The following is a 19,684-nucleotide window of genomic DNA, read 5'->3' on the forward strand; positions in this document are numbered from 1 at the left end:
GGCTCCCTTGTTTGAGATCTCAACGAACTCATTCTGGCACATCCGATGCCGTCGGGCGCCGTCCACCCCATCATGCCGTGACGTCGGCCGAAAGGCGCAAGCGGTTCAGAATATTCGCCGGGCAGAGCGGTGTGGAGGGAGCCATTTTCAGCACCGTTGCGGAGCGGGGAGGTTACGGCATGGATCCTAGGGTCTGCGCCGCGTCGCTTCGCTCCTTGCTTCGCCCTAGGATGACGAAGGCGTGGTTGGCCGCTCCCGATACGCACGCCGCTTCGCGGCGGTTCCGCCCTAGGATGACAAAAGCGCGGTCACCCTCCCCCGGCCTCCGCTTCGCTCCAGCCCTCCTCTCCCCGTCGGGGAGAGGAGGGCGCTTACCTGGCGAGGCCTGCTAGATGGACTCGTTTCGCGACAAGATCGTTCCGGTGACCTCGATCCTCCTGGGCGTCGTCGTCGTCTGGTACGTCATGGCCGTCATCCTCAACACGCCGTTCCAGCGCGATCTCGACCGCCGCGCCAATCAGACGCCGGGTGTTGTGGAATTCATCGGCAAGACGCTGGCGCAGCCGAAGCCGACGCTGCCGGCGCCGCATCAGGTGGCGGTGAACTTCTTCGAAAACACCTTTCTGCGCAGCATCACCTCGAACCGCAGCCTTGTCTACAATGCGTGGGTGACGCTGTCGTCGACGCTGCTCGGCTTTGCTTTCGGCACGGCGCTCGGCATCGTCATCGCCGTCGGCATCGTGCATGTGGCGACGCTCGACCGCAGTCTGATGCCGTGGATCATCGCCTCGCAGACCATTCCGATCCTGGCGGTGGCGCCGATGATCATCGTCGTGCTGGCGGCGATCGGCATCACCGGGCTTATCCCGAAGGCGCTGATCTCGACCTATCTGTCGTTCTTCCCGGTGGCGGTCGGCATGGTGAAGGGACTGCGCTCGCCCGAGCTTACCCATCTCGACCTGATGCACACCTATAATGCCAGTGCCTCGCAGACCTTCTGGAAATTGCGCGTGCCGGCTTCGGTGCCGTTCCTGTTCACCTCGATGAAGGTGGCGGTGGCCGCCAGCCTGGTCGGCGCCATCGTCGGCGAGTTGCCGACCGGCGCCGTCGCCGGCATCGGCGCCAAATTGCTCGCCGGCGCCTACTACAGCCAGACCATCGACATCTGGTCGGCTCTGGTCGCCGGGTCGGTGGTCGCGGCGCTGCTGGTGATGGTCGTCGGCATCGCCGGGCGCCTTGTCGACCGCGCCATGGGCGGGAGGCCGGCATGAGCTCCATCCTGAGCCTTTCCTCAATTACGCCTCGATCCTGGCAGGGGTACGCCGCGCTTGTCCTGCTTGCCGGCGCGCTGCTTCTTTGGCCGCTCGTCAGTGCTACGCCCGGTTACGGCATGGCGACTACGGTTTTGATTTTCATTTTGCTGCTCGTGGCAATCGAGGCCGACAACTTTCCACCGATGATCGGGGTGGTGTTGCTGTTCCTTGGCGCGCATGGCGCAGCGTGGATGCTGCTCGCCGGCATAACCGGCAATGAGGGCAGCGCTCGCGCATCCTTCTATCTGCTGCTCGTCGCGGCGTGGTTTTTGGCCTGGCGCTGCGTAACGGTCTTGTCGTCGTTTCGCCCGACATCGCGCTGGGCGTCAACCGCCCTGCGCCTGATCATTCCGGCCATCTTCGGCGCCTGGATCCTGATCATCTGGGAGGCGGTGACGCGTGGTGCCGGCATTCCCTTCATCCTGTTGCCGCCGCCAAGCGCCATCGGTGCACGCATCGTCGGCTCGCTGCCGGTGCTGGGGGCCGATGTCAGGCAGACCATCTTCAAGGCGGTTATCTTCGGCTATGTGGTGGGGAGCAGCGCCGGCTTCCTCGTTGCCATCGCCGCCGACCGCGTGCCGTTCCTGCGGCGCGGGCTTTTGCCGATCGGCAATATGGTGTCGGCGCTGCCGATCATCGGCGTCGCGCCGATTATGGTCATGTGGTTCGGCTTCGACTGGCATTCGAAGGCAGCGGTGGTCATCATCATGACCTTCTTCCCGATGCTGGTGAACACCGTCGCCGGGCTTGCCGCCTCCGGCCATATGGAGCGCGACCTGATGCGCACCTATGCCTCGAGCTACTGGCAGACGCTGTTCAAGCTGCGGCTGCCGGCGGCGGCACCCTTCATCTTCAATGCGTTAAAGATCAATTCGACGCTGGCGCTGATCGGCGCCATCGTCGCCGAGTTCTTCGGCACGCCGGTGGTCGGCATGGGCTTCCGCATTTCGACGGAAGTCGGGCGGATGAACATCGATATGGTGTGGGCGGAAATCGCAGTTGCAGCACTTGCGGGTTCGGTCTTTTATGGCGTGGTCGCTCTTTTCGAGAGAGCAGTCACGTTTTGGCATCCCTCTGTCCGTGGTGGATAGGGGCGGTGGGTTTAGGGCGCTAACTTCAGAGGGTAAAAACATGAAAAGACTTGTTGTTTCGATGCTGGCCGGCGCGATGTCGCTTGCCGCGTTCCAGGCGATGGCCGCGGACAAGGTGACGCTGCAGCTGAAATGGGTCACCCAGGCACAGTTCGCCGGCTATTATGTCGCCAAAGCCAAGGGCTTCTATGACGCCGAGGGCCTCGACGTCGACATCAAGCCCGGCGGACCGGACATTGCACCGGAGCAGGTTATTGCCGGCGGCGGCGCCGACGTCATCGTCGACTGGATGGGCGGTGCGCTGGCTGCGCGCGAGAAGGGCGTGCCGCTGGTCAACATCGCCCAGCCGTTCAAGAAGGCCGGCATGGAGCTGGTCTGCCCGAAGGACGGTCCGGTCAAGACGGAAGCCGACTTCAAGGGCCATACGCTCGGCGTCTGGTTCTTCGGCAATGAATATCCGTTCTATGCCTGGATGAACAAGCTTGGCCTCAAGACCGATGGCGGGCCGGACGGCGTCACCGTGCTCAAGCAGAGCTTTGACGTGCAGCCGCTGATCCAGAAGCAGGCGGATTGCATTTCGGTCATGACCTATAACGAGTACTGGCAGCTCATCGACGCCGGCTACAAGCCGGAAGAGCTGACCGTCTTCAACTATTCCGCCATGGGCAATGATCTGCTCGAAGACGGGCTCTATGCCCTGGAGGACAAGCTCAAGGATCCGGCCTTCGAGGACAAGATGGTGCGGTTCGTACGCGCTTCGATGAAGGGCTGGAAATACGCCGTCGACAATTCCGACGAAGCGGCCGGCATTGTCATGGACAATGGCGGCCAGGACGAGAATCACCAAAAGCGCATGATGGGCGAAGTCGCCAAGCTGATCGACAATGCCGATGGCAAGCTCGATCCGGCGACCTACGAGCGCACCGCCAAGGCGCTGCTCGACCAGAAGATCATCAGCAAGGAGCCTACCGGCGCCTACACGACGGCGATCACCGACAAGGCCATCAAATAGGGCTGTCAAACTGGCTTGTAGCGGAAAAGGGGCGGGCGACCGCCCCTTTTTAGTGGGAGGTAAAATGAACGTTACCGGCGGAAACATCCGCTCGCAAAATCGTTGTGCCGGTGCACCCGCCTCAAGGGTGTCACAACGGAGGTTTCCATGCGCATCCAGTCCTTCACGCCGATGCTTTCGGCGCTGGCCATTTCTGCAGCCATCTTCTCTGCTTCACCGGCCTTGGCCGAAACCATAAAGATGACGGCGACGCTCGATGGTGCTCAGCAGAACCCGCCCGTCACCACGAAGGGCAAGGGCACCGCCACGCTCAGGTTCAACACCGCCACCAAGAAACTCGGCTGGACCGTGAGATATTCCGGCCTCAGCGGGCCGGCGAAGGCCGCACACATTCACGGCCCGGCGGCAAAGGGTCAAAACGCCGATCCGGTGGTGCCGTTCGAAGGCAAGCTGAAGAGCCCGATCAAGGGTTCGGCGACATTGACTGATGCCCAGGCCACCGATCTCGAGGCAGGCAAATATTACGTCAACATCCACACCGCGGCCCACGCGGATGGCGAGATCCGCGGCCAGATCGAGAAGGCCAAATAGGCAGATCACGACGACAAAACAGGGCAATCATCCTGTTTTGTCAGGCCTTGTCGCGAATCTGGGTCATCGTGCGGGTCGGCGTGATGGCTTCAGGGTCGAGCCTGATCTCTACGATCGACGGCTTGCCGCTGGCCCGCGCTCGCTCGAAGGCCGCGGCGAAGTCGGCGGTCTTTTCCACCGTCTCGCCATGGCCGCCATAGGCACGGGCCAAAGCAGCAAAGTCGGGATTCTTCAAGTCCGTGGCGACGACACGGCCGGGATATTCGCGCTCCTGATGCATGCGGATAGTGCCGTAGATGCCATTGTTGACGACGATGACGATGATCGGCAGCCCGTATTGCACGGCGGTGGCGAATTCCTGGCCGTTCATCAGGAAACAGCCGTCGCCGGCGAAGGCGATCACGTCGCGGTCGGGGAAAAGCTGCTTGGCGGCGACCGCCGCCGGCGTGCCGTAGCCCATCGAGCCGGATGTGGGTGCTGCCTGCGTGCCGAAACGCCGGAAGCGATGGTAGCGATGCACCCAGGTGGCGTAGTTGCCGGCGCCGTTGGTGAGGATGGCGTCGTCCGGCAGCATCGTTTCGAGATAATTCATGATCGGCCCCATCTGGACGGCGCCGGGGCCGCTCTCCGGAGGCGTCGACCAGTCAAGATAGGCGGCGTGCAGCTTCGCTGCCTCAGCCGCCCACACCGGCGTTGCGGCCGGCTTGCGTCTGGCAAAGGCTTCGACGAAAGCGGCAGGCGAGGCATTGATCGCCAGCGCCGGCCGGTAGACGCGGCCGAGTTCGCCGGCGTCGGCATGGATATGGACCAGCGTCTGGTCGGGATAGGGGCTCTTCAGCAGCGTGTAGTCGGATGACGGCATCTCGCCCATGCGGCCGCCGATCAGCAGCACAAGGTCGGCCTGCTTGATGGCGGTTGCTACCTTGAGATTGATGCCGATGCCGACATCGCCGGCATAGTTCGGGTGGAGATGGTCGAACAGCATCTGGCGGCGGAAGGAGCAGCCGACCGGCAATGACCAGGCTTCGGCTATCGTCCGCATCCGTGCAACGGCCTGCGCGTCCCAGCGCGTACCGCCGAGGATGACGAAGGGCCGCTTTGCCTTGTTGAGCAACACTTCCAGTGCGTCGAGCTCGACTTCGCCAGGCCGCGTCTCGACAGGGGTATAATGCCGGGCGTCCGGTGCCTCGGCGAGGCTGGTCAGCATGTCCTCGGGCAGCGAGATGACGACCGGGCCCGGGCGACCGGACGTCGCCACCGCAAAGGCGCGTGTGACGAATTCGGGTATGCGTGCGGCGTCGTCGATCTCGACCACCCATTTGGCAATATCGCCGAAGAACCTGACGTAGTCGACCTCCTGGAAGGCCTCGCGCCCTTTGGCGTGGCTGGCGACCTGGCCGATGAACAGGATGAGAGGGATTGAATCCTGCATCGCGATGTGGATGCCGGCAGAGGCATTGGTGGCGCCTGGGCCGCGGGTGACAAAGCAGATGCCGGGCCTGCCGGTCAGGCGGCCGTGGCAGTCGGCCATCATTGCGGCACCGCCCTCCTGGCGGCAGACGATTGTGCGGATCGGTGAATCATGCAGCGCGTCGAGCACCGCCAGATAGGATTCGCCAGGTACGCAATAGATACGGTCCGTTCCGTTGGCTTCGAGCGCATCGACGATGAGTTGTCCGCCGGTCCTCATTTTCCTGACCTCTCCAGTTCGGCAAGGATTTCTTCGGTGTGTTCGCCGAGACGCGGCGACGGACGTTCATAGACCAGCGGCGTGCCGGACATGACCATCGGCGCCCGCACCGAGGGCAAGAGATTGCCATGGCCGTCATCGAGGTCGAGCCGCATGCCGCGCGCGATGGTCTGCGGGTCGGCAAACATCTGGCCGATGTTGTTGATCGGGCTGGCCGGCACTCCGGCAGTCTCAAGTCTGGCCAGCAACGGGTCGCGATCGAAGACTTTCAGCGCCTCGATCATATGCTCGCGCAGCTTCGCCCGGTTGGCGACGCGGGCGGGATTGGTGGCGAAGTCAGGGTTCGACGCCAGCTCGTCGAGGCCGACGGCAGCGCAGAACTTTGCGAACTGGCCGTCATTGCCGACCGCCAGGATGATGTGGCCATTTTTCACCGGCACCACTTCGTAGGGCGCGATGTTCATATGCGCATTGCCCATCTGCACCGGCGACTGTCCGGAGACGAGATAGTTGAGGTTCTGGTTGCCGAGCGTCGAGATCTGGGTATCGTAAAGCGCCATGTCGATATGCTGGCCTTCGCCGGTCTTCTCGGCATGGCGAAGCGCCGCCTGAATGGCGATGACCGAATAAAGCCCGGTGAAAACATCTGAAATGGCGACGCCCGCCTTTTGCGGTTCGCGGCCGGCTTCGCCGGTGATCGACATCATGCCGGCCATGCCCTGGATAATGAAATCATAGCCGGCACGCGGCGCATACGGTCCCGACTGGCCAAAACCGGTGATCGAGCAATAGATCAGCCGCGAGTTGATTTTCCTCAGGCTGTCATAGTCGAGGCCGTATTTCTTCAGTCCGCCGACTTTGAAGTTTTCGATCAGCACATCCGATGTCGCGACCAGCCGGCGCACCGTCTCGGCACCCTCGGGCGTCGAGAAGTCGATGGCAATGGAGCGCTTGCCGCGGTTGCAGGAATGGTAATAAGCGGCCGAAAGGTTCTCGCCGTCATGGCCGATGACGAAGGGCGGTCCCCATTTGCGGGTGTCGTCGCCGCCGTCCGGGCTCTCGACCTTGATCACGTCGGCGCCGAGGTCGGCAAGCAGCTGTCCGGCCCATGGCCCGGCGAGGATGCGTGCGAGTTCGATGACGCGGATGCCTTTGAGCGGAGGCTCAGTCATGGATCACCGTGGTTGATCGAAAGCGCAGCCTCTATCAATCCCGCGCGCCGCTGTCACGGCCCTTGCAATGGGCCAGTATCACTGTGCCCTCAGCACGCGGTCGGCCCAGGCGGCAAAATCCTCCATGATGACGTCTCGGTTGATCTCGTTCAGGCTTTCGTGGCGGGTTTTGGCGTAAACCTTTGAAACGAGATTCGAAAAGCCCATCATGTGCATCCGGCCGGCAAGATGGCTGACCGCCTTGCCGCCGTCCGAGGCCGGATCTTGCTCGCCTCCGACCAGATTGACGAACAGGTCGCGCCGCACGCCGGAAAAATTGCGGTCGCTGCCGCAATGCAGCGTCATCATGACGATGTCCTGCCACATCGACACCGATGCGTCCCAGCCGCAAAGCGGGTCGGCGATGTATTTCTCGACTTCAGCGGCATCGCGCGACAGCCAGTCGAACGGCGTCCGGTGATTGGGCACCGCCTTGCCCCAGGCCCGGAACGTCAGCCGGGGCAGCAGGCGCGACGGCACGTCTGAGCCAAGCCGGAACTTTTCCCAACCAAGCATGGCCAGCGCGATTTGGCCGAGCAGTCCGGCCGAGAAATTGCCGTTCCAGATCGCGGCGGCATGGATGCGCGCCGAGTGGCGGAGGACAAAATTCAGCGCGACCGACGCGCCCAAGGAGTGGCCGAAGACGATGATCGGCAGACCCGGCTGTTCCCTGGCGATGAGATCATGGACGGCGGCGACATCGGCGATGACCTTGGCACCGCCATCCGCATCGGCGAACCTGCCAGGTGGCGCGTCGGGCGCCTTGGTGGCGCCATGGCCACGGTGGTCGTGCGCGTAGACCTGGTAGCCGCGCTCGCCAAGGAAATCGGCGAAACGGGCATAGCGCGCCGCGTGCTCGGCCAACCCGTGATTGACCTGGACAATAGCGCGCGGTTGGCCGATGGCGTGTTTCACATAAAGGTTGAGCTCGGCGCCGGTCGGCGATGCCAGCATCCTCTGCTTGTCAAATGGCATGTCTCGCTCCCGTCGGCGACTGTTGGGCGACGCAGCGATCGACGTCAAGGGACGCAGGGTACCCACTCGACGGCGTTGACAGCATGCTGTCAATGTGATTACATGACAGCATACTGTCAAATGGTCAGCGGCAGATTGGGGGTATGACTATGAAAACCACCGGGCCATTTCGCGGCATGCAATCTTGCTGGCGGGCTTCGCCTTCACGACGGCCACCCTGTTGTCAGGGATTGCTGCGTTCAGTCAGGAAACCAGGGAGATGACCATGATGACGTCCACTGTTCCAGGCCCGCAAGGCCAGCTTGCCACTTATAGGATCAACGCCGGCAATGGCCTGCCGATCATGTTCCTGCATGGGGATTGCAGCCGCGCTTCCCACTGGGACCGGGTGATGCAGCTCTCCGTCGAAGGCCGCGAGGCGGTAGCCTTCGATTTTCGCGGTCATGGTGCCTCCGCGCCGGCGCAGGACGGTGACTATGGTTATGACGGTCGTGCAATAGATGTCGGTGCCGTGGCCGACGCGTTTGGCATGAAGCGGTTTCTCATTGTCGCGCACAGCGGCGGCGGTGGCGTGGCGCTCGCTTATGCCGCCAGCCATGCCGACCGGGTCGCCGGTGTCTTGCTCGTCGACCCGGCGACCGATCCTCGTGCGCTGCCGCAGGCGATTCGTGACGGCTTTGTCCGCGATCTGGCCGGTCCGCAAGGCCGTGATGTCCTGAACGCCTATTACACGTCGATTGCCGGCCCTAACGCGGCTGTTCGCCAGCGTGTTCTGGCCGATGCGGCAGTGGTCGATCCGGCGGCGAGGGCAGGTGTCGGCAAGGCACTGGCCGAATGGAACCCGGAGCCGGCACTCGATGCGTATCGCGGGCCAATGTTCGTATTGGCTACCGAGGCCAGTGACACTCCAGCCGCGCTCTACCGGCTGCGCACGGACATTCCGCGCCAGATCGTGGCGGGCAGCGGCCATTGGGTGATGCTTGACAAGCCCGAGGTCGTAGCCGAAGCCGTTAATAATTTCGTCGCGACCATCGAGGCCGGCCAGAAATGACGACCAGGACCGAAGCGGCAAATGTGCTCACCGAACTGGTGCTTGCCGTGTTCAGGATGAACGGCAGTTTTCTGGATGCGGCCGACCGGCTGGCCGCTCCAACCGGGCTGACGGCAGCGCGCTGGCAGGTTTTGGGTGCAGTTTTGAAGGAGCCGAAATCTGTGGCCGACATCGCCCGCGACATGGGTCTCGCCCGTCAGAGTGTACAGCGGCTGGCCGACATACTGGCTGCGGAGGGGCTTGCCGCCTACGCCGACAACCCGGCGCATCGCCGCGCCAAGCTGTTGTCGATAACCGATGCCGGCCGGGCAGCGGTCAAGAATATCGGCACACGCCAGCATGTTTGGGCGAACCGCGTTTCGGAGGGTATGGACGCCGACGCGCTGAAAGCCTCGCTTGATCTGCTGCGCACCCTGACGGAACGGGTGGAGGCGGGCGGATCCTGATCGACCACGCGGGAGCCGTCTCAATGCGCTGGCGATTGTTTTTACGGCCGGCGAAAGAAATCGTAATTCTGACATGTCGCAAGTTTCTAGCTTGCGGCGTGAATCACGAGGAGTGCCGGAATGCGGATTTGGGCGATATGGCGGGCGGTGTTTCTTGCGTTTGCTGGCGCAAGCGCGGCGCGGGCCGATGTGAAGATGACCGGTTCTTTCGTCGCCGATGCCGCCTGTCCGGCAACGCAGGCGATCAAGAGCGGCAAGAATCCCGGCAATGTCTCGACCGCGGCTGGTCAGAATTATGATCTGCTGGCCGGCAACAAGGACGCGCCCACGCACTATCTCATTCGCGTGCCGGGCGCCGATCCGGAGCGCCGCTGGGTCAAGATCAGCTGCGGTCATGTTTCGGGCGGCAGCGCGTCGACGATGCCGGCTGCACCGGCGCCTGCCGAGCCGAACAAGCCATCGGCGTCCGGAAAGCCGGAATATGTCTTCGCGCTGAGCTGGCAGCCGGCTTTTTGTGAGACCAAATCCAGCAAGGCCGAATGCCGTGCGCAGACCGCCGCCGGTTTCGAGGCGACCCACTTCACCTTGCACGGGTTGTGGCCGCAGCCGAACGGAAATTTCTATTGCCAGGTCGCCGCAAGCGACAAGGCGAACGACGATCCGGCGCACTGGCGAGACTTGCCGCCGGTCACCCTTGACCCGAAAACGCGAGCGGAACTCGACCAGGTGATGCCGGGCACCGCGTCCGCCCTCGAAAGGCATGAATGGATCAAGCACGGCACCTGCTACGGCAAGAGCCAGCAGGAGTATTTCGCCGACGCCTTGAACCTGATGCGGGCGATGAATGCGTCGCCGGTGCGCGATCTCTTCATCAAGAACATCGGCAAGCAACTGACATCCGATCAGATCCGCAGCACCTTCGACGGTGCCTTCGGCAAAGGCGCGGGCGACCGGGTCCGCGTGTCCTGCGTGGTCGATCCTTCGAACGGCAGGCGGCTGATCGGCGAACTGACGCTCGGCCTGACCGGCCCGATCGCTTCGAACGCTTCGCTCGGTGCCCTGCTGCTTGCCTCGGCGCCGACAGCCAAGGCTGGCTGCCCGAAGGGCGCGGTCGATGCCGTCGGGTTCCAGTAAACAGGCCGTACGCGACTGTCGCTTTGCACCGGGAATGGTATGATCCCGGGGGCACCATTCATAGGGGGTGGCGATGAGTGGCATGACGGGCGGCGCGCTGGCGCGGCTGGCGTTCTGGGCCAAGGGCATGACGGCGATCCGCGACGGCCATATGGAGTGGCCGGGCTTTTCCTACACCGAAGTGGAGTGGGCGCGCATGACCACGCTCGCCAAACCCGTCGGCGGCGGCACCTACCAATTGTTCACGCTGGTCAACGCGGCGATCTTCATCGCCATTGCCGCGCTCGGGATGTTCTGTGTCTTCCTGCCGCTGGCGGCGCTGCTGTTCCCGGTACCGGCCGAAACCAGTGCGCTCAAGTTTTCGCTGCTCCTGGCGGCATGCGCCTTCCTGATCATCGGCATCGGCCTGCCGATTTCGCTGCGTCTTTCGACCACGCTGGTGGCGCCGAAGGCAATGCGGGCCGCGCTTGTCGCCGTGCCCGGCGACCAGGCGCTTGCGGCAAAAGTGTCATGGCAGATCAACCGGATCACGCTCGTGCTCTGCGGCCTGCTGTGCCGGGCATTCTTCTGTTCATTGCCTACGATGTCGAAGCCGGCCCGATTATTACCGCGTTGAAATGGCTGGCGATCGCGCTGATGGCGGTTTCGGTTGCGATCGGCGGATGGCAGCGGCGCAAACAATCCTGATTGAGCCAATCGCAGGCCTGGGCAGCGTTACGCGCCGGCGCTGCGCTCCGGCCTGGTCCATGTGTTGCGGGCGTCTGCTTCGTTGCCGCCCGGTTCGCCGACAACGCGATCGCGTCCCGTGGATTTGGCTTTGTAGAGGCGCTGGTCGGCCAGCGCAAAGAGATCGGCAAGGCAACGGGTCGTCTCGCTGACCGTCGAGATGCCGGCGCTGACGGTAATGTCGAACCGGCTGGTGCTCGCGGACGTCTTGACCGCTTGCCTGACGGTTTCGCCCAGCAGCCTGGCGAGCGGCTGCGGACGCCAGCCGAGGATGGCGAATTCCTCACCGCCGATCCTGAACAATTGATCTTCGGTCCCGACAAGTTCGCCAAGCAAAATCGCCAGGGCTTTCAGCACCTTGTCTCCCTCGGCGTGGCCGAAGCGGTCGTTGATCGATTTGAAGTGGTCGACATCGATGATCAGCAGGCTGAGCGGCCTGGCGGTCCGCAGGCTGGCGGCGACGGCGGCCTCGCCATCGCTGTCGAAGCGCCCCCTGTGCAGGAGGCCGGTGAGGCCGTCGCGACCGACATGCTCGACCAGCGCCTCATAGCGCTCGCGATAGGTCAGCGTGTCGAAAATGTCGGAAAGCCCGCGCGGCGCCGGCACCTGCCGCGCCTCGAACCACCTGATATAGGCGACCAGCATGGTGCTGTAGACCAGGGCCGCTGCCATCTTGGCGAACCAGCCGCCGAAGAACACCGCGACCGGCGCACCGGTGACGAAATGCAGCGCCGTGAAAAAGCCTGCCTGGTCGAAGGTGAGCACGCAGGCGACGGAGACCAGGATGCGGGTGAAAAGCGCCTTGCGCAGATATTTGCCGAGCTTTTCATAGAGCAGAATGATCAGGATGGCGTCGACGAACAGCAGCGTCGTGCCCCACACCATCAGCCAGCCCATCTCGTCGATGAAGCCGATGTCGGGAAGCTTGCCGTCGGGCAGCGGTGCGATGTCGTGCAGGCGCAGGATCAGCACGAGCCCGACCATCAGGGCATTGCCGAGCAGCAGGCCGTAAATCGGCTGCCGGACAGTTGCCGCGTCCTCCTTGATGTAGAGCAGGAGCAGCATGACCAGCTTGCCGGAAAACAGCACGGCCGAACCCGGCGATACCATGCCGAACGGCAGCGCGACGTAGAAGACGCTGGCGAGATAGGTTTCCAGGAAATGCATGACGCCAAGGGCGCAAACAAAGACGCCGAGGCCGATGCGGCCCCTGAACCGGAAAAGCGTGACCATGATGCCGAAATAGAGAACCGCTTCGGCAAAAAGCAGGAAACTGTTCAACACGGCCCGATCTCTCTCCCCGAAATCGCGGCTGCCAGCGATTTCCCATCCAACATTGTTTGACGCGGAATGGTTAACCGGAGCTTTCGCCTGGGCGCCGGCACGAAATGAAGCGGCTAAGCGTTTGCGGGTGCGACCAAATCCGCCTGGAGCGGGTTATCGTTTCACGGAACCGCTGAACCGCTCGATCTTTTTTGTTTTGACGCAATTCCGGACGGAAAACCGTTTCACGCTTTTCCTGGAATTGCTTTACGGCCAAAACTGTTTGCCGTTCGCGGCCGCATCGCTTACATAGCCCCCAACTTCCATCCAATCCGACATCAGTCGACTTTTCAGGGAAAGCGCGCGTGGCACGCCAGTTCATCTATCACATGGCCGGCCTCAACAAGGCCTACGGCACCAAGAAGGTGCTCGAGAACATTCATCTGTCCTTCTATCCGGACGCCAAGATCGGCATCCTCGGCCCCAACGGCGCCGGCAAGTCGACGATCCTCAAGATCATGGCCGGCATCGACAAGGAGTGGAGCGGCGAGGCCTGGCTGGCCGAGGGTGCTACCGTCGGTTACCTGGCGCAGGAGCCGGCGCTCGATCCGAACAAGAACGTGTTCGAAAACGTCATGGAAGGCGCCGCCGCCAAGACCGCCATCATCGAGCGCTACAACGAATTGATGATGAACTATTCCGACGAGACGGCGGACGAGTCGGCCAAGCTGCAGGACGAGATGGACCGGCTCAACCTCTGGGATCTCGAACAGCAGGTCGAGATGGCGATGGAGGCACTCGGCTGCCCGCCCAAGGAGGCCGATGTCACCAAGCTGTCGGGCGGCGAACGCCGTCGCGTCGCGCTTTGCCAGCTCTTGCTGCGCCAGCCCGACCTTCTGCTGCTCGACGAGCCGACCAACCATCTCGACGCCGAGACGACGGCGTGGCTGGAAAAGCATCTGCGGGCGTATCCGGGCGCGGTGATGATCATCACCCACGATCGCTACTTCCTCGACAATGTCACCGGCTGGATCCTCGAGCTCGATCGCGGCCGCGGTATCCCCTACGAAGGCAACTACACCAAATATCTCGAAGCCAAGGCCAAGCGGCTCAAGCAGGAAGGCCGCGAGGACGATGCGCGCCAGCGGGCGATCGGCCGCGAGCGCGAGTGGATCCAGTCCAGCCCGAAAGCCCGGCAGACCAAGTCGAAAGCCCGTATCCAGGCGTTCCAGGATCTGCTGGATGCAGCCGACAAGCGGCGTCCGAGCGACACCCAGATCGTCATTCCGCATGGCGAGCGGCTCGGCAATGTGGTGATCGAGGTCGAGGGCTTGTCGAGGGGCTTTGGCGACACGCTTTTGATCGACGATCTCGAATTCAAGCTGCCGCCCGGCGGCATCGTCGGCGTCATCGGCCCGAACGGCGCCGGCAAGACGACGCTGTTCCGCATGATCACCGGCCAGGAAAAGCCGGACGCCGGCACCATTCGCGTCGGCGAGACGGTCAAGCTCGGTTATGTCGACCAGAGCCGCGACGCGCTCGACCCGACCAAGACGGTCTGGGAAGAGATCTCGGGCGGCGCCGAAGTGGTCAAGCTTGGCAAGTTCGAAGCCAACACCCGCGCCTATTGCGCGTCGTTCAATTTCCGCGGCGGCGACCAGCAGCAGAAGGTCGGCAACCTGTCCGGCGGCCAGCGCAACCGCGTGCATCTGGCCAAGATGCTGAAGACCGGCGGCAATGTGCTGCTGCTCGACGAACCGACCAACGATCTCGATACCGAAACGCTGGCTGCACTTGAAGACGCGCTCGAGAGCTTCGCCGGCTGCGCCGTCATCATCTCGCACGATCGCATGTTCCTCGATCGCCTGGCGACGCACATCCTCGCCTTCGAGGGCGATAGCCACGTCGAATGGTTCGAAGGCAATTTCGAGGATTACGAGCAGGACAAGATCCGCCGGCTTGGGCCTGAGGCGGTCAATCCGCACAGGATGACGTATAAGCGGCTGACGCGGTAAGACATTTACAGGGCGGCGAATTCTGAAATGATCTGAGGAACCAAGATGGCCGACTGGTCCGCCGCCCTCTACCTGAAATTCGAGGACGAGCGCACCCGCCCGGCGCGCGATCTCGTTGCGCAGGTGCCGGTGCCGGAACCGCGCCGGGTGGTCGACATTGGCTGCGGGCCGGGCAATTCGACCGAATTGCTGGTCGAGCGCTGGCCGCAGGCGCAGATCAGCGGCTTCGATACCTCCCTCGACATGATCGAGAAGGCGAAGGCGCGCCTGCCCGGCGTCACCCTTGCGCTGGCGGATGCGGCGGCGTGGCAGCCGAACGAACCGGTCGACGTGATCTTTGCCAATGCGGTGTTTCAGTGGCTGCCGGAGCACCCGGCAGTCTTCCAGCGGCTGATGGGATTTTTGGCGCCCGGCGGCGCGCTTGCCGTGCAGATGCCGGACAATATGGCCGAGCCTTCGCACCGGCTGATGCGGGAGACCGCGGCCGAGATGCCGTTCGCCGAAAAGCTCGAGCGCGCGGCCCGCGCGCCGCTGCCGCCGGTCGCGTTCTATTACGACCTTTTGTCGCCATTCTCGGATCGGCTCGATATCTGGCACACGATCTACAACCATCCGCTGGCCGATGCCGAGGCGATCGTCGAATGGGTGAAGTCGACGGGGCTGAAGCCGTTCCTCGATCCGCTCGACGAGAACGAGCGGCAGCTTTTCCTGAAGCGCTACACGGCCGGGATCAGCGAAGCCTATCCGAAAACGGCAAGCGGCAAGGTGTTGCTGCGCTTTCCCCGTCTCTTCATCGTGGCGCGGCGTTCCGCTTAGAAACTTTTAGACCCGTCCCAGGGACTTGATTTAAGCCGGCATAAACTGGCTAGGTGCAAAAGAGGTTGCGCCGAGCTTTTTGCGGCGTCGACATGAAGCCGCAACGCCTGCGCACGGGACGAACTGGAAAATGCATCGCGTCATCATCAGCGGCATCGGCGTTGAAATCCCCGAAGCCTCGATCACCAATGAGGAACTCGTCGCCAGCTTCAACAGCTGGGTGGACATGGAGAACATCCGGCGCGAGGTGTCGGGCGAGCCGCTGCTACAGAAATCGGACAGTGCCTTCATCGTCCATGCCTCGGGCGTCCAGACCCGCCATGTCATCGAACGGGAAGGCATCCTCGACCCGACCCGCATGGCGCCGCGCTTCCCGGCGCGGCCCGACGATGCGCTGTCGCTGGAGGCCGAGTTCGGCATCGCTTCGGCCGGCAAGGCGCTCGATCATGCCGGGCTGAAGCCGGGGGATATCGACCTGGTGATCTGCTCGGCCTCGCACCATCAGCGGCCCTATCCGGCGATCGCCATCGAAATGCAGCAGGCGCTGGGGACGAAAGGCGCCGGCTTCGATATGGGGCTTGGCTGCTCTTCGGCAGCGGCGGCGTTGCACATCGCCGTCAATCTGGTGCGGGCAGGGGCGCACAAGCGCGTGCTGGTGACGACGCCGGAGATCATCACCGGGCATCTTAATTTTCGCGACCGGCAGACGCATTTCATCTTCGGCGACGCTTCCGTGTCGATGATCGTCGAAGGGCTTGCCCAAGGCGAGAAGCGGCCGGGGCGCTTCGAGGTGCTCGACACGCGCGCCTGGACGCAGATGTCGAACAGCATCCGCACCAATCTCGGTTATTATACCCGCGCTGCCCAGGACGATCCGTACATGATCGATCTGGAAGGCAATCTGATCAAGCAGATCGGCAACAAGGTGTTCAAGGAAGTCACCGTCGCCGGCCACAAGTTCATCGTCGAATTCCTGGCCGAACACGGGCTGACGCCGCAAGCGATCCGGCGCTTCTGGCTGCATCAGGCCAATGCACGGATGAACGCCATGATCCTGAAACTGTCGTTCGGCCATGACGTCGACCATGACCGCGCGCCGATGGTGCTGGAGCGCCTCGGCAACACCGCCGCCGCCGGTGCCATCATCGCCCTGTCGGAGAACCATGCCGACATGAAGGCCGGCGACTACGGCCTGCTCTGCGCCTTCGGCGCCGGCTACTCGATCGGCGGCGCGCTGTTGCGCATGCTTTAGATTTTTGTTTTACGCATGTCGTTGTCCCAAAACCGCTGCACACTTTTGGGCGTCATGCATTAGCTCGGCGCGAACGGCACCAGCATCGGAACGCGCCTGGCATAGTCGTCGTAAGCGCGACCCAGTTCGCCGCGCAGAAAATGCTCCTCCAGCCTTGCCTTCATGACGATGCCGACGGTGATGAGGATGGCGCCAGCAACGCCCCAGACCGTGCCTTTCGCCGCCATGGTGGCGAGGATCGCCAGAAGCAGCCCGGTATAGATCGGGTGGCGGACCAGCCGGTAAGGGCCGGTGTCGACGACGCGATGCGCGGCCTTGGCGGTGACCGTGGCCGACCACAGGCGGCCAAGATGCAGCCGCGCCCACCAGGCGAATGCCAGGCCGGCGGCAATCAGCGCGACGCAGATCCACGCTTCGGCAAGGTTCGGCGTCCAAAGCCTCAGCCGGCCGGCATAACCGTGCGCCGGGATGAAGAGAAGGATCGTGCCGAGCACCATGACGGCGCGGGATGGAAGCTCCACCCCGAAGCCGGCGCGTTTTTCGGCCCGGTCGGCCCAGAAGGCGGCCGCGGCCCATGAAACCACCCAGAGCAGCCACAGCAGCGCGATTGCCGATGCGGGATGCATGATGAACCTCCGCGGGCTTGACCTGATCGGATATTATCAGCCGATGCAGCGCGACAGCAATGCGGCACGGGCGCGGAATGGAGCTGGTCCAGCCTGGAAGGGGGTTGTCGGCGCCGAATCGTATCAGCCGCCTTGATTCGAGCATCAACGCTGGACGCAGCACCAACTCACCGGCCGCATTGTCGATCGCCGGGATGAGACGGTGGCCCGTCTGGTCGAGGTAACTGGCATCAACAAGAAGGGCGATGCGCTGCCGGGCGCCACACCAATCCTATCTCGATCCAAATCAGGTCAATGCCTTTATCGCGCTCGCCGAGCGTGAAATCTGTATCGGCGCTGGCGATGGTATGTCGCGGGCCGGATGAAGGATGTCGAAATGCTGCCAAGCACTGTCGCCATGGCTGGCGATGCTCCAGCAGCGCGTGCTGCTCGATCTGATTGGCGATGCCGCCCTGCTGAAGGCGCAGCAGAAGAGGGCTGATGCACTGCTCATGGCACGGCTTCCAGCTATGGTTCAGAGTCTCGCAGAGCAGGCAGTAGAGGCTGGCAGGGTCGAAAACTACTCGTGCGGTTGCACAAAAAACAAGTCCATTGTCAAAATCAGTAAACTATGATTTTCTGATAACTATCTTTTGGGGGGATATCATGAAAGCACTAGTGTGTACGGTCGTTGCGACAATCTTCGCCACCAGCGCGTTGGCTAATGAGGCTCTTGATTCCAGAAAATATGCGCAATGCGACTTTTTTGTTACCTTTGAGAATAGAACAGCAGAGCCGATTTCTGAATTGGCTCAGGGAGGATGCGAGACTGGCGGCGGGGGGGAGAAGAATTGCACTGCAGAAATATCACCATAAAGAGAAAACTATATTATAAAGACAGACGCTGACCTAAACGGACCTTATACCTGTATAAAATTGGATGGTGACAACCCTTGTGCCTTTGTGAGAGCTGCTCCTATGAGGCTTCAGGAGAGCCACGCCAGTCGTATTTTCCAGACCAATTCAGACAGAGTGCTCGTCATCGCGTCTGTCCCTCAACTAAATATTTCAAAGACTTACGAGGATAAGGAGCAAAAGCCGCTCACCTTATATACAGGATCTAGATTTGCTGTGAGGGTATTAAAAACTTCCGCTAGCGCTCGATTTGAATGTAAAATGGCGAACGGTGATCAGGAAATTTTTCCGATAGTGGATAAAAATCTGAATGACCACATCAAGTTTGTAAACCTCAACAGCGCGGATCCGGTATTCACGGTTTATTCGTTTAAAGTGGAATGATGGCTTGGGTAATTGGGTGGAAACAAACGATTCACCTGGTTGACGCAGACAATGGTCGGTGGAAGTTCCGTCACGGACAATAAGTTCGAAAACCCCGCTGCCGAATCGGACGCGGGTTTTTCGCGCTTCAGGGCATGTATGACGACTGAGCTTCACTTCGACTGGACGCTGTAAATCGACTTCGGCTAACTGCGCCCCGTCGCAAGGAATGAAACCAATGCTGGATATGTTTCCCGCAACCGAAACTCCGGTCGAGATCGTGCCGGCGCGAAAACTCGCCGCCATGGTGGCCGCGCTTTACCTCGCACCGTTCGATCATTTCGAGACACGGGCAGTGGATAAGTTGCAACTCGGCTTCGACGGCATCGACGGCGATTTCCACGCCGGCACAACGCGGCGCTCCGGCGGGCGGGAACCCTGGTATCCGCGCGGCACCGAGATGCGCAACGAGCGGCAATTGTCGATCGTGGCAGCGGACGAACTGGCAATCGTCGCCGAACGGATGGGCATCGCCGAGATCAAGCCGGAATGGATCGGCGCCAATCTCCTGATCGAAGGCCTGCCGCACCTCTCGATGCTGCCGTCCGGCACGCAGCTGTTCTTCAAAGGCGGCGCGACCGTCAAGATCGACGCGCAGAACGGGCCTTGCCGCATCGCGGGCAGGTCGGTCGCCGAGAATGCCGGGATGGCCGATCATGAGGCCGGCGCGCTGCTGTTCCCGAAAGCGGCGAAGCGCTTGCGTGGGCTCGTCGCCTGGGTCGAGAAGCCCGGCGCGATCACGGCCGGCGAGGAGATTTCGGTGCGCGTGCCGGAACAGTGGATTTACCGGGTCTAGTTGCTTTCCAGGCAAGGCGTAGACTTGGGTTCCTCGCCCCCACTTTCGTGGGGCGAGGAACCCAAGCTGGAATGAAGCCGCGATGCCAACCTGAAGCGATTTCCCTAAAACACGGCAAGTTTGTTCTTGCTTTGTGCCGGCAGCTATGCTACTAATTTGGGTGTGGTGCCAATTGGCTCCAACGACCCGCCCGCGAGGCGGGTTTTTTATTTTCAAGCTTTGAAAGTTCCGATGTTGCCGACCTGAGGTCGGCGGGATAGCGCCCTGGACAGCACCCCCCTCTGGCCTGCCGGCCATCTCCCCCTCAAGGGGGTGTTTGGACCGGAGACATCGCGAACAGGTGTGCGAGGACATCGCGA

The 19,684-nt window shown here is 62.3% G+C and carries 18 protein-coding genes; 13 read left to right on the forward strand and 5 right to left on the reverse strand.

The genetic code is table 11. The annotated features are described in order from the left end of the window. Positions 1 to 392 precede the first annotated feature (392 nt). The 4 genes from NKH16_RS33120 to NKH16_RS33135 all read left to right on the forward strand — a co-directional run bounded on the left by NKH16_RS33120 (position 393) and on the right by NKH16_RS33135 (position 4,007). On the forward strand, positions 393 to 1,271 hold the full coding sequence (locus NKH16_RS33120) for an ABC transporter permease (protein WP_352747536.1): 879 nt from the start codon (positions 393 to 395) through the stop codon (positions 1,269 to 1,271). Then, positions 1,268 to 2,404: an ABC transporter permease gene (locus NKH16_RS33125; RefSeq protein ID WP_352903677.1), complete on the forward strand. Its 1,137-nt coding sequence runs from the start codon at positions 1,268 to 1,270 to the stop codon at positions 2,402 to 2,404. The genes NKH16_RS33120 and NKH16_RS33125 overlap by 4 nt, the downstream gene beginning before the upstream one ends. A gap of 40 nt (positions 2,405 to 2,444) precedes the next feature. Beyond that, positions 2,445 to 3,416 carry an ABC transporter substrate-binding protein gene (locus tag NKH16_RS33130; protein WP_352453393.1) on the forward strand — a complete coding sequence of 324 codons (972 nt, stop codon included), beginning with the start codon at positions 2,445 to 2,447 and terminating at the stop codon, positions 3,414 to 3,416. Positions 3,417 to 3,563: 147 nt separating this feature from the next. Beyond that, a complete protein-coding gene (locus tag NKH16_RS33135; RefSeq protein WP_352453392.1) occupies positions 3,564 to 4,007 on the forward strand; it encodes a CHRD domain-containing protein in 444 nt (147 codons plus the stop codon). A 40-nt stretch (positions 4,008 to 4,047) separates the two neighbouring features. Here NKH16_RS33135 and NKH16_RS33140 read toward each other — a convergent pair whose 3' ends face one another. The 3 genes from NKH16_RS33140 to NKH16_RS33150 form a co-directional block, all read right to left on the reverse strand. Then, positions 4,048 to 5,697 (reverse strand): thiamine pyrophosphate-binding protein, encoded by a 1,650-nt coding sequence (locus NKH16_RS33140; protein ID WP_352903679.1) that lies wholly within the window; start codon positions 5,695 to 5,697, stop codon positions 4,048 to 4,050. Further along, positions 5,694 to 6,869 carry a CaiB/BaiF CoA transferase family protein gene (locus NKH16_RS33145; protein WP_352903681.1) on the reverse strand — a complete coding sequence of 392 codons (1,176 nt, stop codon included), beginning with the start codon at positions 6,867 to 6,869 and terminating at the stop codon, positions 5,694 to 5,696. The genes NKH16_RS33140 and NKH16_RS33145 overlap by 4 nt, the downstream gene beginning before the upstream one ends. Positions 6,870 to 6,947: 78 nt before the next feature. After that, positions 6,948 to 7,883: an alpha/beta fold hydrolase gene (locus tag NKH16_RS33150; RefSeq protein ID WP_352501088.1), complete on the reverse strand. Its 936-nt coding sequence runs from the start codon at positions 7,881 to 7,883 to the stop codon at positions 6,948 to 6,950. Between the two features lie 265 nt (positions 7,884 to 8,148). On the opposite strand from NKH16_RS33150, the gene NKH16_RS33155 reads away from it, so the two are divergent. The 4 genes from NKH16_RS33155 (at position 8,149) to NKH16_RS33170 (ending at position 11,130) form a co-directional block, all read left to right on the forward strand. Continuing rightward, positions 8,149 to 8,934: an alpha/beta fold hydrolase gene (locus tag NKH16_RS33155; RefSeq protein WP_352903683.1), complete on the forward strand. Its 786-nt coding sequence runs from the start codon at positions 8,149 to 8,151 to the stop codon at positions 8,932 to 8,934. Further along, positions 8,931 to 9,380, forward strand: a complete 450-nt coding sequence (locus NKH16_RS33160; protein WP_023675882.1) for a MarR family winged helix-turn-helix transcriptional regulator — start codon at positions 8,931 to 8,933, stop codon at positions 9,378 to 9,380. The genes NKH16_RS33155 and NKH16_RS33160 overlap by 4 nt, the downstream gene beginning before the upstream one ends. A gap of 120 nt (positions 9,381 to 9,500) precedes the next feature. After that, complete coding sequence (locus NKH16_RS33165) at positions 9,501 to 10,514, forward strand: ribonuclease T2 family protein (RefSeq protein WP_352903685.1); 1,014 nt, start codon at positions 9,501 to 9,503, stop codon at positions 10,512 to 10,514. Positions 10,515 to 10,587: 73 nt separating this feature from the next. Beyond that, complete coding sequence (locus NKH16_RS33170; RefSeq protein ID WP_352903687.1) at positions 10,588 to 11,130, forward strand: hypothetical protein; 543 nt, start codon at positions 10,588 to 10,590, stop codon at positions 11,128 to 11,130. 98 nt (positions 11,131 to 11,228) lie between these two features. On the opposite strand, the gene NKH16_RS33175 is transcribed toward NKH16_RS33170, so the two are convergent. Continuing rightward, positions 11,229 to 12,524: a GGDEF domain-containing protein gene (locus NKH16_RS33175; protein ID WP_352747548.1), complete on the reverse strand. Its 1,296-nt coding sequence runs from the start codon at positions 12,522 to 12,524 to the stop codon at positions 11,229 to 11,231. Between the two features lie 344 nt (positions 12,525 to 12,868). On the opposite strand from NKH16_RS33175, the gene ettA reads away from it, so the two are divergent. The 3 genes from ettA (at position 12,869) to NKH16_RS33190 (ending at position 16,586) form a co-directional block, all read left to right on the forward strand. Next, positions 12,869 to 14,518, forward strand: a complete 1,650-nt coding sequence (gene ettA, locus NKH16_RS33180) for an energy-dependent translational throttle protein EttA (protein WP_352903689.1) — start codon at positions 12,869 to 12,871, stop codon at positions 14,516 to 14,518. A 45-nt stretch (positions 14,519 to 14,563) separates the two neighbouring features. Beyond that, positions 14,564 to 15,334: a trans-aconitate 2-methyltransferase gene (tam, locus tag NKH16_RS33185; protein WP_352453384.1), complete on the forward strand. Its 771-nt coding sequence runs from the start codon at positions 14,564 to 14,566 to the stop codon at positions 15,332 to 15,334. Positions 15,335 to 15,464: 130 nt separating this feature from the next. Further along, on the forward strand, positions 15,465 to 16,586 hold the full coding sequence (locus tag NKH16_RS33190) for a beta-ketoacyl-ACP synthase III (protein ID WP_352747554.1): 1,122 nt from the start codon (positions 15,465 to 15,467) through the stop codon (positions 16,584 to 16,586). A 59-nt stretch (positions 16,587 to 16,645) separates the two neighbouring features. Here NKH16_RS33190 and NKH16_RS33195 read toward each other — a convergent pair whose 3' ends face one another. Continuing rightward, positions 16,646 to 17,212, reverse strand: a complete 567-nt coding sequence (locus NKH16_RS33195; RefSeq protein WP_352684680.1) for a methyltransferase family protein — start codon at positions 17,210 to 17,212, stop codon at positions 16,646 to 16,648. Positions 17,213 to 17,580: 368 nt separating this feature from the next. On the opposite strand from NKH16_RS33195, the gene NKH16_RS33200 reads away from it, so the two are divergent. Together NKH16_RS33200 and NKH16_RS33205 are read left to right on the forward strand one after the other, a co-directional pair. Then, positions 17,581 to 17,826: a hypothetical protein gene (locus NKH16_RS33200; RefSeq protein ID WP_352684679.1), complete on the forward strand. Its 246-nt coding sequence runs from the start codon at positions 17,581 to 17,583 to the stop codon at positions 17,824 to 17,826. Positions 17,827 to 18,707: 881 nt separating this feature from the next. Further along, positions 18,708 to 19,325, forward strand: a complete 618-nt coding sequence (locus tag NKH16_RS33205; protein ID WP_352684674.1) for an MOSC domain-containing protein — start codon at positions 18,708 to 18,710, stop codon at positions 19,323 to 19,325. Positions 19,326 to 19,684 lie beyond the last annotated feature (359 nt).

The sequence above is a fragment of the Mesorhizobium sp. M1307 genome (assembly GCF_040318155.1).
In the GTDB taxonomy this organism is placed as follows: Bacteria; Pseudomonadota; Alphaproteobacteria; order Rhizobiales; family Rhizobiaceae; genus Mesorhizobium.

Coding starts and splice junctions, on each gene's coding strand:
- NKH16_RS33120 (WP_352747536.1), top strand. CDS start 393: ATGGACTCGTTTCGCGACAAGATCGTTCCGGTGACCTCGATCCTCCTG.
- NKH16_RS33125 (WP_352903677.1), top strand. CDS start 1,268: ATGAGCTCCATCCTGAGCCTTTCCTCAATTACGCCTCGATCCTGGCAG.
- NKH16_RS33130 (WP_352453393.1), top strand. CDS start 2,445: ATGAAAAGACTTGTTGTTTCGATGCTGGCCGGCGCGATGTCGCTTGCC.
- NKH16_RS33135 (WP_352453392.1), top strand. CDS start 3,564: ATGCGCATCCAGTCCTTCACGCCGATGCTTTCGGCGCTGGCCATTTCT.
- NKH16_RS33140 (WP_352903679.1), bottom strand. CDS start 5,697: ATGAGGACCGGCGGACAACTCATCGTCGATGCGCTCGAAGCCAACGGA.
- NKH16_RS33145 (WP_352903681.1), bottom strand. CDS start 6,869: ATGACTGAGCCTCCGCTCAAAGGCATCCGCGTCATCGAACTCGCACGC.
- NKH16_RS33150 (WP_352501088.1), bottom strand. CDS start 7,883: ATGCCATTTGACAAGCAGAGGATGCTGGCATCGCCGACCGGCGCCGAG.
- NKH16_RS33155 (WP_352903683.1), top strand. CDS start 8,149: ATGATGACGTCCACTGTTCCAGGCCCGCAAGGCCAGCTTGCCACTTAT.
- NKH16_RS33160 (WP_023675882.1), top strand. CDS start 8,931: ATGACGACCAGGACCGAAGCGGCAAATGTGCTCACCGAACTGGTGCTT.
- NKH16_RS33165 (WP_352903685.1), top strand. CDS start 9,501: ATGCGGATTTGGGCGATATGGCGGGCGGTGTTTCTTGCGTTTGCTGGC.
- NKH16_RS33170 (WP_352903687.1), top strand. CDS start 10,588: ATGAGTGGCATGACGGGCGGCGCGCTGGCGCGGCTGGCGTTCTGGGCC.
- tam (WP_352453384.1), top strand. CDS start 14,564: ATGGCCGACTGGTCCGCCGCCCTCTACCTGAAATTCGAGGACGAGCGC.
- NKH16_RS33190 (WP_352747554.1), top strand. CDS start 15,465: ATGCATCGCGTCATCATCAGCGGCATCGGCGTTGAAATCCCCGAAGCC.
- NKH16_RS33195 (WP_352684680.1), bottom strand. CDS start 17,212: ATGCATCCCGCATCGGCAATCGCGCTGCTGTGGCTGCTCTGGGTGGTT.
- NKH16_RS33200 (WP_352684679.1), top strand. CDS start 17,581: ATGTCGAAATGCTGCCAAGCACTGTCGCCATGGCTGGCGATGCTCCAG.
- NKH16_RS33205 (WP_352684674.1), top strand. CDS start 18,708: ATGCTGGATATGTTTCCCGCAACCGAAACTCCGGTCGAGATCGTGCCG.